The following is a 15,639-nucleotide window of genomic DNA, read 5'->3' on the forward strand; positions in this document are numbered from 1 at the left end:
TTATTTTAAAGTTATTTCAACGATAGTATCTATTGGGTCTATCTGATTTTCTGGAATTTGAATTAACAATCCAAATCTGTTATCATCATACACCAATTGTTTGCTTTCTTTGAATAGGGATATACTTTTTATCCTTCCCTCAAAACCCTTTATAAATACCGTGTTATTTTGATCTAGTACATGTACATATATTTTTTTGTCCTTTTGGGTGATAGCTAAAGCTTCGGTTGGAGAAATAGGCCCGGCCGAGGTGCCATATATGGTCTCACCATTTTTTTGTAACCATTCTCCTATTTTTTTTAATGACTGTACATGCTCATTTTGAATTTTACCATTTGGCATGGGACCTACGTTCAACAATAGATTGCTTCCATACCCCGCAGCTTTAACTACATAATGAATAAGTTCTTTTTCAGATTTATGTTTTTTATCCTGTAGGTTAAATCCCCAAGATCCATTGATGGTTTCGCAAACCTCGAAAGGTAACTGGCCAATATCCGATGCAGCTGTACCAAAGCCAGTAGTGTTATTTCCTGGTAAGTCTTTCTCGAACATCTGAAAGTCTTCTCCTTCAATAGGGGCTATATGGTGGTTATTGCCAATTAGGCATTGTGGTTGAAGGTTATGTATTAAGGAGTAAATTTCATCAAGGTGCCAATCTATTTGTAGCTTTCCTGACTTTTCTTGATTGGGAACTGATAAAATTGTTTGGTCCCAATAACCATCAAACCAAATACCGGCAATTTCGCCATAGTTGGTTAACAGCTCGGTTAATTGAAGCTTCATGAATTTAATGTACTCATCCCAATCTCCTTGATTTCTGCCGGGTATTTCCTTACCGGTTCTACCTCTTGGATAATAATCATCTCGGTTCCAGTCCAGTAAGGAATAATAAAAAAATAGTTTAATATCAGCCTTTTTGCAGGCTTCTGCCAATTCCTTCAATATATCACGACCAAAGGGAGTACTTTCAACTATGTTGTAATGGCTTGCCTTCGTGTCGAACATTGAAAATCCATCGTGATGTCTACTGGTTATGGTTATATATTTCATTCCTGCCTCTTTTGCCATATTAACCCATTCATCAGCATTGAATTCAATAGGGTTGAAAAAACTTGGTAGTTTTTCATAGGCGTCAACGGCTATATTTTGGTTGTTCATCACCCACTCGCCATCACCTAATATGCTGTAAACACCCCAATGAACAAATAAACCGAACCTAGCCTCCTTAAACCATTCCCTGGCTTCTAAGTTTTCCTTTGTGGGCTCATAATTTTTTTGTCCTTGACCATAGGTGAGGGTACTGATTAAAAGTACAACTATATAATAAATAAGTTTAGATTTCATACTAAAACGGGTTGTTTCTTCCATTCCTTTCCATTTGGGAAACTAAAATCCCTAAGTGATTCTTTCTTCATTGTTATGCTATATCCAGGTTCCAATGGTGGCATATAGGCCCCATTTTTAATGATAACCGGATCATGAAAATGTTCATGAAGATGGTCTACATATTCTATTATTCTATTTTCCATAGTACCACTAATGGCAATGTAGTCAATCATTGAAAGGTGTTGAACATATTCACAAAGACCAACACCTCCGGCGTGGGGGCAAACGGGAATATTAAATTTAGCTGCCATTAACATAATGGCCAATATTTCATTTACGCCACCAACACGGCAACTATCTATTTGACAGATTCCCAGTCCACCCGATTGCATTAGTTGTTTGAACATGACCCTATTTTGGCAATGTTCGCCCGTTGCCACCAAAATTGGGCTTATTGCTTTAGCAATTTTCGCATGGCCCAATATGTCATCCGGGCTTGTAGGTTCTTCTATCCACCAGGGGTTGAATTTTTTTAGCGACTCCATATTGGTAATCGCCTCGTCTACATCCCATTTCTGATTGGCATCCATCATTAATTTAAGGTCATCACCTATTTCTTCACGAATTATGGCGGCCCTTCGCATATCGTCTTTTAAGTCTGCACCTACCTTAATTTTCATGTGTTTGAATCCACTGGCCTTGGCCTCTTGGCATAGATAGCGCATCTTTTCGTCTGAATAACCCAACCAACCTGCCGAGGTGGTATAGGCAGGGTAACCTGATTTCAACAAAGCCTCTATACGTTCTTGTTTACCAGATTCTTTCTCCTTAAGCATTGTAAGTGCTTCGTCTGGAGTAATAACATCAGTTATATAGGTAAAATCAATACAGGAAACCAATTGCTCCGGAGTCATATCGGCCAATAACCGCCATAAGGGTTTGCCTTCTGTTTTCGCATAAAGATCCCATACGGCATTTACGACGGCTCCCGTAGCTAAATGGATGACCCCTTTTTCTGGACCTAACCATCTTAATTGACTGTCTCCAGTTATCATTTTCCAGAATGCGGCCATGTTCTTGGTAAAGCTATCTAAACTTTTACCAATTATCAACGGCGACAATGCTTTTACCGCCGCCACACATATTTCATTTCCCCTACCTATTGTGAATGTTAATCCATGGCCTTCCAAATTTGGCAAATTCGTTTTTAGAATGACATAGGTAGCGGAATAATCCGGGTCAGGGTTCATAGCATCTGAACCATCTAAGGATTTACTTGTGGGAAATCTAATATCTTTAATAGAAATTCCAGAAATAATAATTTTTTCTTTCATTTATTATGAGGTTGTTAACAAAACTATTTATTGTTTGCAATAGTATCCACCCTTACTATTGCATAATGCTATACTTTTTTTGCCCTCTTTATATCAATTCGGATTCATTATTATAAATTTTAGCAAATTCATTTGGTGTTATCCCCCTAATTAATTTGAATTGTCTATTAAAATTGGACACGTTTCTAAAACCTGACTCATAACAAATTGAAATGATTTTTTGCTCTCCTTCAATCAACATTTTACAGGCATATCCTATACGTATTTCATTAAGATAACGTGTAAAGGACTTCCTATGGATTTTAGTAAAAAACCTACTAAAGGCAGATGAATTCATATTGGCAATTTCTGCTACTTTTCTTGAGCTAATAGGTTTATTGAAATTTTTATAGATGTATTCATAAATTTTTTCAAGGTCTTGGGAAGCGTCTTGATTGAAAGGCTTTATAAACCCGTTGCTAGAGAGAATTCGTGCTTGTGTATCTTCAGCCAATTCCTGAAGAATCTGTAATAATGTTATCACCTTTTCAAAGTCCCTTAGGTTCACCAAACTTTTTATCTTGGCTCTTAGATCATTGTCTACATTGGTAAAGACCATGCCTAGAGATGCTTTATGAATCAAGTTGGTGATTTTTAACATTTCGGGTACTTCAAAAAAGGTGTCCCCTAAAAATTCCTTCTTAAAGTGTACAGCGATCGCCTCTGCTATCATATCTGTATTACCAGTATAATAATCAGGGTCATTAATCCACATATGAGGCAGATTTTTACCTAAAAGAACCACTTCCCCTTCATTGAATTTTTCTATACTATCGCCAACAAAACGGGTTCCAGTACTTTTTATAATCATGACCAATTCCAACTCAGGGTGAAAATGCCAAAGTTTTAAAAAATGGGGATAAGAGTTTCGCGTTACACTTAAGGAGTTAGTAACCGAACTTTTACGATCTATGAAATGGAGTTTCATTAGCCTTTCTTCTTTATATTGCTTTAATCAAAAGCATATTCTGTATTTTCAAGCCTTTCCTTTAATTCTAATCTTATAATTTTTTGATTACCAAAAGAGGCAAATTATTTCTTGCTACCAAATAGGCTTCTGAATCGTCAATGCCTTTGAATTCTTCAATCTTTTTAACTTCTCCTAATATGTTAATTCCGCTTTCGGACGCCGAAAGGGCATTGAATTCGCCTTTCCCTATGCCCTTTAAAAGAAGCCCAAAATTAGCATCGTTTCTAGGTGTTTCTACTTCAGAACCATATAGATTGCCAGCAATGAGCAAATCTAAATAACCATCCTTATCAAAGTCTTTTACAACGAAGTCGTTTATGGATGAGGTCTGTGCACGTCTCGGCAAGACCTTTTGGGTAAATTTACCAGATTCGTTTAGGAACACAGAATTGGCGAACGTGCTTGCAGAATAGGTTAGTGCCTCATTGAGTTTAGCTGGCGTATATACCTCCGTTAAGCTTGCTTTTGAAAAGGAGCTATAATCAGGGAACTTTTTCTTTATGGAAGGTATTTGTTGTGATGAGCATTGACGGCCTCTTAAAGGATATAGTTCGCCTTCACTATAATAACCAAGTACGATATCCAACTTACCATTATCATCAAAATCTTCTGCATATATTTTGAAGGGTTCTTGCTTTGATGCCTTGTATTTGTAATTAAGACCAAGATTACCTGCTATTATATCCAAATCACCATCATTGTCCAAATCGGAAAGTTTTACGGTATTCCACCATCCAACGTAATCGCTAAGGCCAAAGTTTTCTGTATAATCTGTGAACTGATCATTTTCTTGTAGATAAACCTTTGGAGTCATCCATTCGCCCACCAATATGAGATCCAATAAATCATCGTTGTTCAAATCTGCCCATACGGCATCGGTAACCATTCCTAATGTTTGAAATTCGGGAGCCAATTCCTTACTTACGTCGGTGAATTTCACAGTAGATCCCTCAGTGTCATTTCTCAATAAATAACTATTTACCGGTAAAGGGTATTTGCCAGGGGTTTGCCGGCCACCTAAAAATAAATCCAAATCACCGTCCTTATCAAAATCCGCAACTCTAACCGGTCCTGTGCTAATGTATAATTTTGGAAGACCTTCCAAACTTTTCTTGAAGTTCCCTTTACCATCATTTAAATAAAGTCGGTCTTTGTAAAAACGATTACCTTCTGCTTCTTCGTTACCGCCACTGGCCACATATAGGTCTTGATCACCATCATTGTCAACATCAAAAAATGTTGCAGAAACATCTTCATAACCCTGATCTGTTTTCCAGATATTTTCCGAATGAGTGTTGAAATTACCTTGGGCGTTTTGTAAGTACAAATGACCTGATAGGTTTTTTGCCCCACCTATGTAAAAATCATCTAGCCCATCATTGTTTACATCGGCTACAGCCAATGCAGGACCTTGTTGCGACATTTTATGTGGTAGGAGTACTTCTCGGTCGAAATCATTAAAATTATTTTCACGATGCGTAAATTGTGGGTCAAGATTTGGTTGGGTACTGGTAAACATTGCTCTTGGTACGCTACTTTTATTTACGTTCGGTCTGGGTTGGATTTCTTGCTCAACCTCCAAAACCTGATTGGCCCTAATATCTCGTAAAGTTTGTACTCCTCCTTTAGGCCAATATATCTCTATGGAATCTAACACCTTGATCGAACCTATTCCAAAATGTATTGTAGGATCAACTGATGATTCGTATCCTCTTGTGGTCTGAAGCTCCACCATTTGTTGTTCAGTATTGTAATAGGCAATTACCTTTGCGCCAATACCGAACTTATTATCTTCTTTACCATTAAGTTTTAGGCGAAGGAAATTGGAACCGATTTTATTTTGTACTCGATTCTCAAAAATTTGAGAGGTCATATCCAAATGGTTTACAACCAAATCCAAATCACCATCTAGATCTAGATCTGCATAAGAGGCGCCATTGGAAAATCCTTCCGCACTTAATCCATAGTCAGATTTTTTCTTTTCAAACGAAAGGTCTCCATTATTGGAAAATGCAAAATTTGGGACTGGGGTAGAAGGCATACGTTTTACCCACTCTACATATTCTTCAGGCTTGACTTTGCCATACGCCTTTTGAATTCTAAATAGAGCGTTGTAATCATTGTTATTTACATCACGCCGCATCCCATTAGTTACGAAAAGATCCTTATGGCCGTTGTTCTGCATATCGAATAGTAAGGGACACCAACTCCAATCGGTATAACTAATGCCTGCAAGCTCTCCAACTTCGATGAAATTATAGACTCCCGTATTCACCTGAAGCGTATTCTTCATGTATTGATGATGAAGCCCTTTTTCTACAAGGTCATAGAACAACTCGGTATTCATGGCGCTCATATTGGCTTTTTGATCCTCATTGTTGCTTCCCATCATATCCAATTGAACTAGGTCAGGAAGACCATCATTATTAATATCCGCAGCGTCCGTACCCATTCCAAAATTGGAAGTATGCATGGTATATTTCTGTAATTCATTTTCATACGTTCCGTCTCCTTGGTTGATATACAAATAGTCACTTGAGTTAAAATCATTTGAGACATAGATGTCCATTTGGCCATCATTATTAAAATCCGAAATACTTATACCCAAGGTTAATCCATAATTTAAAACCCCTGCTTGTTCAGTAATATCAACAAATTTTCCCTCATCATTTCTATATAATTTGTCAGACGTTTCCAAACTGGGGTTTTTCATACGTTGCTCAAAAAAAGCATTGTTTTGACTGAAACCATCTGGGGGATAATTCCCAACATATAGATCCAGGTCGCCATCGTTGTCATAATCAAAGAAAGCGGATTGAATCGAATGGCCTTCATCCGCAATACCATAAGCTTGCGCCTGTTCAGTAAACGTATTGTTCTTATTGTTAATATATAAAAGGTTTTTTCGAAGATCACCGGGTCCTGCAACACTTACATAAATATCAAGAAAACCGTCGTTGTTGACATCTGCCATGGTCGTGCCCGTGGTCCAATGATTGAACAAACCCTCTACACCTGCTGAAACGGTTATATCCTGAAAGGACAAATTTCCTTTGTTTAGGTAAAGCTTGTTTTTACCCATTTGACCAGTAAAGTAGATGTCAGGAAGACCGTCATTGTTGATGTCGCCGGTTGATACTCCTCCACCAAAATAAATGAAAGGGTAAATTAGGTAATTGAAATTTTGCGACTCTTGAGTCTTGTTCAAAAACTTAATGCCAGAACTATCTGCAGGAATAGCCCTATATGACTGAATAATTTTTATAGGTTGCTCGTTTTGGGCTGTACTTACAGCGGTATCTTTACAAGAAACAATGATTATCGACAAAATTGCGAAAAGGATAACATGTAGTTTCATATTACAATATTGTGCGGGTAGTTCCATTAAAATCATAGATAATAACCTCTTTCATGGGTGTTGTAATTTCAAATTTTCTTGATGACTGGGATAAGTAGCTATTCCCATAATAAAATTCCATTTTGGTCCTATTACCGTTTTCATAGGTGATAAAGGCTCCCGCATCAGTGGCTTTTAATGAAATTAGCTTATTTGAGGATGAGGAGTTTTTTTTGAATTTATATGCTTTTAGTGGTCCTTGATTTGCTCCTGCCAAAATGATGGGCTCCTCATTGGTATAAAAAGACACAATACTTTTTTGATCCTCATTTAAATACAGACCAGAGTTTAAGGTAGGTATAGGTTTAAAATTTCCATTTCCATTCCCCATCAAAAGAATCCCATTTGATGCATCGTAGTTACCGAACAATGGATCGGCTGAATTTTGATTACCACTTAAAAGTGCGTCCAGATTGCCATCTTCGTCAAAATCTTTGATTAAAATACCATATACCGGTGCTACTTGGCTCTCTATGGGCAGTTCGTGGATTTTAAATCCTTTTTTCCCTAAATTTTCTATGTATTTGCTAGTTAGTATTTTGGCATCTAGGACTAAATCGTTTTTACGATCGTTTTTGCGAAGAACATCGTCAAAATCAGCTTCGGAAAATGATTTGTAATCCTTAAAACGTTTTTTATATGCTACTATCTGTGAAATTAGGGCGTCTCTGGTGTGTAGGGTGAACTCTTGTAATTTACCTTGATCATTCTTTTCAAAATATGAAAAAATAGGATCTATTTTACCATTGGCATCATAATCAGCAGCATAAACCCGTACAGGATGTTCGCTATCCGCCTTGATATAGGTATTTAAGCCAAAATTGCCTAATATATAGTCGGTATCGCCATCATTGTCAAAATCACCCCCAGCAATACTGTTCCACCAACCGGATGAATTCTCCAATCCTTTTGCGTTAAAAGGCGCTAGGGTCCCTTGTTCATTTTTGAAAAGCTGAATTTTTGTCCATTCTCCAACAACCATAAGGTCTATCCATCCATCGTTGTTAAAATCCGTCCAAAGGGCATCGTTGACCATACCTATCTCCTTTAAGATAGATGGTGTTACATCATTCAAAATACCGTTTTCATTCTTTAGCAGACTACTTATGGGGGAGGTGGGATAACTGCCTGGGCTTATTTTTCCGCCTACAAAAAGGTCTATATCACCATCACGGTCATAATCTGCCCCTTTGACAGGACCGCTACTGGAAGTATTTAACGTTCCAGCGTTTTGTTTTGTAAACGTTCCATTTTCATTTATGTAAAATCGGTCTTGGTAGGCTTTTTTTCCTACAACAAAATCACTGCCTCCGCTTGCGACATAAAGGTCATTGTCCCCATCATTGTCAGCATCAAATAGTAATATGCCCATGTCCTCATAAACCGCATCTTCCAATAAGATTGAATCTTTTTTAAAAGTTCCGTTTTCTTGCGAAAACATAGTTAATGGACTTTTTGAAGAACCTCCAATTAATATATCGTCCAAGCCATCATTATTTATATCGCTAACTGAAATACTTGGTCCTTCTCGGGAATACATTTTATAGAAAAGCGGATCATTTTTGAAATCGATATAACTATTTTCTTTTTGTTCAAACTCTAATAGTAAAGTATCTGTAACCTTTTTGAAAAGTGTATTTGGAATTATAAGGGGTCCTTTTTCACGATTGGGTTTATAGTCAATTGTTAAGCTAGTGTTGAGTGTAATCTCATCTACCGTTTGATACTTTCCATCCGGCCAACGAACGGTTATGCTATCCAGTTCTTGGTTTTGGCCTAAACCAAAATGAATATTGTCTCCCATACTTGAGAGATAGCCTCTTACATTTGAGTGGTAATAGCTTTGCTTTAATTTTCCATTGGAAAAAAGCTCCAAACGAGCACCAAAGGCATTTTGGTTTTTGCCGGTTCCATGAAGTTTTATGGAAAGAAAATTTCCATGCCTTTCATTCCTTTCAATATTGTTTTCAATTGTATTATTCCGGTAAAAGAAGGCCGTATGCCCTAAATTGTTAACTGTAAGGTCCAAGTCACCATCGTTGTCAAAATCTGCAAATGCGGCACCATGTGAAAATGATGTTTCTGCTAGTCCCCATTGTTCAGTTACGTTTTTAAATTGTAAACTTCCTTGGTTTGAATACATGAAGTTGGACTTTTTTATGGGATTTAATTTCTCCAAGGTTTCTTGTTGATATTTTATACTGTACTCGTTAGAGCCAAACCGCAGTTTTTCTTTTAGACCAAGGGAAAAGTCCATGTCGGTCAAATCCTTATAATAGCCATTGGTGATAAAAAGATCAAGGGTTCCGCTATTATCAAAATCTGCCCATAATGGGGCCCAGCTCCAATCAGTAGAATATATGCCTGTCAATGTGCCCAGTTCACTAAATTGAAAACTACCATCCTCATCAGTGCCTTGATTTATTTGTAATGTGTTTTTAACGTGTTGTTTGGCGTACCCCAAATCAGTTCTATAATTGAAAAGGTCATAGTTTACAGGGGCCATCATAAGCTTTCTACGACGGTTCGATTCTGGTAACATGTCCATAACCGTTATATCCATATAGCCGTCATTGTTAACGTCTGCGATGTCTACGCCCATACCATTGTAACTTGTATGTCTTAGAAAATCATTTGCCTTTTCGTCAAAACCACCTTGTTTGTCATTGATATAAAGTAAATCATTTGTAATAAAGTCATTGGCCACATAAATATCTGGCCAACCATCGTTGTTGATATCATTTATGGCAAGACCTAGTGAATATCCTTCATTGATAATACCTGCTTCTTGGGAGATATCTGTAAATGTCTCGTCGCCATTGTTTCTATAAAGAATATCAACCGTATAGGAATTGCTGTTGGTATTTCTAGGTTTTGTTTGGTTACGATCATTCATTAACTGCGAGTTCACAATAACAAATAAATCCAGGTCATTATCTTGGTCATAATCAAAAAAAGCGGCTTGGGTGCATATCCTTATGTCATTGACTCCAAATCTTGCAGCTTCTTCCTTAAATATTGGAACCCCATTAATATCGTTACCCTGATTGATGTATAGCAGATTGGGTTCATTTTGTCCAACGGTACAAACAAAGATATCTTGCTTGCCATCCCCATTAACATCTGCATAGGTGGAACCACTACTCCAAAAATTATTTTCAAGTTTGGATGTACTGGTTACATCTTTGAAATTCAGATTTCCTTTGTTGAGATAAAGCTTAGAACTGGTATGGTTTCCAGAATAATATATGTCTTGAAGTCCGTCATTGTTAAAATCCGCTACTGAAATGCCAGCCCCATTGTAAAAATAATAGTTGTTGGCAAGACTTATTGAATCTGATTCGAATACTTGATTTGTAAAATCGAGGTGCGTTTCTTCAGCTTTCAATTTAGTGAAGATTTCCTTTTTTTTAAAGGAACAAGACATTGTATGCCCCAGTAAAATAATAAGTATACTATATTTTAGTGTTTTGAGCATATATTATAGTAAAGTAGAAAAAGGTAGTTTGATAACTTGTACCAAACTACCTTAATAAACTAACTTAAAACAACTAATTTTGAGGCCATCCTGTTTGAGCAATTTCAGAAGGAGGTATTGGAAATATTTCATCTCCGGGTTGATAACCTCTTGCTCCAAGGAACTCCGTTCCTCTACCTCGATATACTACATCATAAAAACGTAGTCCTTCCATGGCCAATTCACTTCTGCGTTCATCTAGAATAATATCACGAAGTTGATCTTGTGAAAGACCGGGGTTATTGGTTTCATTAACAGGCGGTAATCCTGCACGTGACCTAATTCTATTCAAAGGATTTAGCGCATCTGCACTTACACCGTTTAGTTCATTTTCAGCTTCGGCTTTCAACAAAAGTATGTCTGCAAAACGAATGATTTTATAATTATAATTGAATCCGTTCCCAGCAGAATTGTTGAAATCCAGGCCGGTTAACTTTTTATGTCCAAAAAGACCGGCATTTTCGAAATGTGATCCATCGAATGGGTCAAAGGTACCATCCCCGTTAGGATTTGGATACGGGTCTCCTGGCTGATAAACGGTTTCTCCCAACCGGATATCACCTGCTTCAAAATCGTCTACCAATTCCTGTGTTGGTGACATGGTTGCCCAACCAGCATTACCTACTTGTGGGGCGGAATACTTGGCTATAAAGTTGGAATTCCAATCACCTGCTGAACTCCAAATATCCAAGGATGTATTGGACAACGTATATTGAATCTCAAAAATGGACTCAACATTGTTATTCCCCCTTTCGTCAAAATTTTCTGCGAAGGTGGGCGCCAAATCATATCCTGCGGGACTTTCAATAACCAAGTCGGCATGAGTCTTTACTTGTGTCCATTCACCTCTCAAGGAGTGCACGCGGGCGAGCATCGCGTTAGCGGCGCCTCTTGTAGCCCTACCAACGTTTTCCGCATCATAAGTATCAGGTAGCATATCTGCGGCATCGTTAAAATCCTGGATTATAAAAGCCCAAGTTTCTTCAGCTGTTGCCCTTGGCAGTACTTCGTCATCGATAGCGGGAACAGATGTATAAATAGGCATACCCCCAAACCCTAAAACTAAATTCATGTAGTGCAGGGCTCTCAAAAAAGTTGCTTCGCCCAAAAGCCTAGTTTTGAGTTCTTCAGTGAAATCACCTCCAACTTCCATTTGTGAAACATTGTCCAAAACTTGGTTGGCACGGTTCACACCGCCCCAGGCCATGGCATAGAATTCACCAATTCTAAGATTGTTATCCGTAATGTTGAATGTTTCAAATTCTAAATATGCCGGTCTGTCACCTGCTCCAAATCCTCCTTTTACGGCATCACCTCCTGCAATATTCAAAATGTCAGGGTAGTTAAACCCGTAATAGTTCAAGTGTTGAAAACCATCATAAGCTGCGTTCGTCGCCGATATTGCATCTGCAGCAGTCTTATAGAAAGCGGTGGTAGTCAATTGATCCTGTGGCTCTAGGTCAATAAAATCTTCACAGCCGAGCAGTATCACTACCGAAAAAAGACTAAGAAAAATATACTTTTTCATTTTTTAATTTTTATTAATTTTTATTAAAATCCTACGTTTACACCAAGAGAGAATGTTCTAGGAATTGGATAACGACCACGGTCTACCCCGTTTTCCAAGGCATTTCCCGCATTTGCACCAATCTCAGGGTCGAGTCCATATTCGTAATTATCAAAAGTCAACAAGTTTTGACCACCTACATAAATTCTAAAGTTACTAATTTGCATGGTTTCTAAAAGATCACTTGGAAGAGAATACCCTATTTGTAAGGAACGCAATCTTAGAAAGGAACCATCATGTATATAGTAATCGGAGTTTCTATAGTTGCCATTACCACTTCCTATGGCAGGAACGGTATTACTGGTTCCTTCACCTCGCCATGCATTTTCATATAAGGTGGTAAATTTGTTGTCTGGTTTTGTAAAATCACCAGCTTGTTGAAAAATATTGGCGAATATCTCATTCCCCTGTACACCTTGCCATGACATGGAAAAGTCAAGGTTTTTATAGTTTATGTTTGCGGATAAGCCATACGTAAAATCAGGTATTCCACTTCCTAACTCGGTTTGGTCTTGAGAATCAACGATACCATCTCCATTTAAATCCTTAAACTTGAAATCTCCTGGACTAGTGGTGGAAGCTTGATAGTAAACACCGTTTGCTGGATCTGGGTTTAAGGCATCTATTTCAGCTTGGTTTTGAAAAACCCCATCTACTTTATAACCATAGAATGTTCCTATGGGCAGACCTTCCTGAAAACGGATGGACAGTGATTCCCCATCTCTGATAATTGGACTGCCATTATCATTTTCCACATTGTTGTTCAAAGTAGCCAAGTTGGCGTTTATAGACCAACTAAAGTCTTCTTTATAACCCTTAATGCCTAAATCAAATTCGAGTCCTGTATTTCTAACAATACCCGCATTCACTGTTGGAAATTGGGGAACACCATTGACTATGAAACCATATGCAAAGGGTAATGTACCTGGCAACAATATGTCAATCTGTTGCTTGTCAAAATAATCAAAACTAAAGGTTATTTTTTTGTTCAAAAGACTTAAGTCAAATCCAATGTCTGTTTGCTCCGCTGTCTCCCATGTAATATTTGGATTGGCTGGCTGTGCAGAGAAATTGCCGGTATTGACGTTGCCTCCAAAGCCATAGCCTGCATTTGGAAAAAGTAAGGCAAGGTAATTGAAATCTCCAATTTCCTGGTTACCCAACTGACCCCAACTAGCTCTTAATTTTAGTTCGTCAATAAAATCTATCTTAAAAAATTCTTCATCGGCTATTTGCCATCCCGCTGAAAATGCCGGGAAAACACCCCACTTATTGCCTGGACCAAATTTTGAAGACCCATCTCGTCTTACAGATGCGGAGATAAAATATTTACCTTTAAAATTATAGTTGACCCTACCTAGATAGGACATTAAAGACCAATCTACCAAATTTCCAGTTCCAATCCTTTCGGCCGCGGTACCAACTGCAATCAAATCATTGGATACAAAGTCTGTAGCAGAGGTACTTTGTGATGAAAAACTTGATTTTTGCTGTGTAAAACCTACAAGTACATCAAGATTATGTTTCTCGTTGAACGACTTATTGTAGTTCAAGGTATGTTCTGCCAACCAAATCCATTCCTTACTATCGAATCGAGTACCGGTAGAAATAATATCGGGACTTCCATTGCCCGCTAGGGAGGGGGAAAATAGATTGGACCCACTTGATAGATAATCACCTCCCAAGTTTAATCTATACGTAAGATCTTCGAAAATATCATATTCGGCAAAAACATTACCTAGAAATCTAAATTGTTCAGCTTCATAAAACCTTTCGTCAGTAATATAAAGAGGTCCGCCTGATCTAATAAAACTTGTACCAACATCACCCGGTTGTCCTATACTACCATCCGGATTCCTTGCTGGAATAACGGGTGGTTGAATAACGGCTCGGCCAATTGCGGCATTAAAAACATCACTTTCGTTAGTTTGATTGTTTATGGATCTTGAAACCGTAAAATTATTACCAATCCTAAAACGTTTGCTTATATCATGTGATGTATTCACGCGCAAGGATAGCCGATCAAATGCGGTACCTCTAATAATACCACCCTGATCTAAATAGCCCAGTGAAAGTGCATATTTGGATACTTCATTTCCACCACTTACATTTAAATTCATATTTTGAATTATGGCGGACTGAAATATTTCATCAATAAAATTTGTATTGGCAGGATTCGTATAATTTGGTGCAGCCCCTGAAAATTCAGTGATGTACTGTTGATAGGTTGGTCCATCCAAAATATCAAGGTCTTTCTCTTTGCTTTGAATACCAATTGAATAGTCCAAATTTAATTTAGGTACACCCGCTTTACCCTTTTTAGTGGTGATGATTACAACACCGTTAGCAGCTCTTGACCCATAGATGGCACCTGAAGCTGCATCCTTTAAGATTTCTATAGACTCAATATCATTTGGGTTAATGGTATTAAGGGCACTTGGTGGCGTTCCACCACCACCTCCAGCGTTATTGTTGAATACGGGAATCCCATCTATAACATATAATGGCTCACTGTTCCCCGGGGTTCCAATTCCTCTTACTCTTATGGATGTAGATCCACCTGGAGCACCCGAATTTTGAGAGACTTGTACACCGGCAACCCTACCAGCCAAAGCTTGGTCAAAGCCTGTAACAGTTTGTTGGGTAATGGCATCTGCAGAGATAGAGCTTATAGCACCGGTTACCTCCCTTTTCTTTTGGGTACCGTACCCAACCACGACAACCTCTTCTAATGCCGCAGCACTAGGGTTCATTGAAATGTTGTACGTTGATTGTCCACTAGTGATGGATATCTCCTGGGTTTCATAACCGATATAAGAAATTAAAATCGTGCTACTACTGCCAGAAAGTTCCAATGAAAAATTTCCATCAAAATCTGTTTGTGTACCATTGGTAGTACCTTTTTCCACAACACTGGCACCAGGTAAGGGAACTCCAGATTCATCAGTGATTGTCCCTGAAATAGTGCTTTGCTGTGGTGTAAATAATGTACTCATGGTTTTCGCGGCATGTACTTCCTTAAGAGGCGCCAGGGCAACAAATAAAAAAATCAATAGCGAAGCGTGTACCCAAAAATTACCTCTACGACGGTAGAAGCGTATTTTAGGATTTGGTGGTAATTGGATTTCTTTCATGTAGCTGTTAGTTAAGTGAAATTGTTAATTTAAATGTTCGAGTATACTTATCAGTTTATTAATTCTGAATTTTATGAGAAATCATAGAATTAATAATATTTTAAAAATAATGTTCAATTATTATGTTTTCGATAAAATATGTCCTATAAAATCATAATATAATAATTCAAAAATATCTGAATGATTCTACACAATCTACCATTCCTATTGCTATAAATGATACTTTTTTTGCTGTGTTTGTGAATAAAGATGTAAAATTGATGTTTTTGAACATCAAATATTTACATACTGTAAAAATTATCTTCTCATGAATGACAATTCTACAAAAGAGTATCATTAAAAAATCCGTAAC

At 37.7% G+C, this 15,639-nt stretch carries 7 protein-coding genes; all 7 read right to left on the reverse strand.

Going from position 1 to position 15,639, the window contains the following annotated elements:
* Nucleotides 1–1,347 (reverse strand): alpha-L-fucosidase, encoded by a 1,347-nt coding sequence (locus tag DZC72_RS09630; RefSeq protein WP_125222729.1) that lies wholly within the window; start codon nt 1,345–1,347, stop codon nt 1–3.
* Entirely contained in the window at nt 1,344–2,663 is a 1,320-nt protein-coding gene (locus DZC72_RS09635) for an L-fuconate dehydratase (protein ID WP_125222730.1), read from the reverse strand. Before DZC72_RS09635 ends, DZC72_RS09630 begins: the two co-directional genes overlap by 4 nt.
* Before the next feature lie 88 nt (nt 2,664–2,751).
* The gene (locus tag DZC72_RS09640; RefSeq protein WP_125222731.1) at nt 2,752–3,630 is read right to left on the reverse strand and encodes an AraC family transcriptional regulator; all 879 of its coding nucleotides are present in this window, start codon (nt 3,628–3,630) and stop codon (nt 2,752–2,754) included.
* 73 nt (nt 3,631–3,703) lie between these two features.
* A complete protein-coding gene (locus tag DZC72_RS09645) occupies nt 3,704–7,030 on the reverse strand; it encodes a VCBS repeat-containing protein (RefSeq protein WP_125222732.1) in 3,327 nt (1,108 codons plus the stop codon).
* 1 nt (nt 7,031) lies between these two features.
* The gene (locus DZC72_RS09650; protein ID WP_165869304.1) at nt 7,032–10,457 is read right to left on the reverse strand and encodes a VCBS repeat-containing protein; all 3,426 of its coding nucleotides are present in this window, start codon (nt 10,455–10,457) and stop codon (nt 7,032–7,034) included.
* Between the two features lie 163 nt (nt 10,458–10,620).
* Nucleotides 10,621–12,114 (reverse strand): RagB/SusD family nutrient uptake outer membrane protein, encoded by a 1,494-nt coding sequence (locus DZC72_RS09655; RefSeq protein ID WP_125222734.1) that lies wholly within the window; start codon nt 12,112–12,114, stop codon nt 10,621–10,623.
* Between the two features lie 23 nt (nt 12,115–12,137).
* Entirely contained in the window at nt 12,138–15,287 is a 3,150-nt protein-coding gene (locus tag DZC72_RS09660) for a SusC/RagA family TonB-linked outer membrane protein (protein ID WP_125222735.1), read from the reverse strand.
* Nucleotides 15,288–15,639 lie beyond the last annotated feature (352 nt).

It is taken from the genome of Maribacter algicola (genome assembly GCF_003933245.1).
In the GTDB taxonomy this organism is placed as follows: Bacteria; Bacteroidota; Bacteroidia; order Flavobacteriales; family Flavobacteriaceae; genus Maribacter; species Maribacter algicola.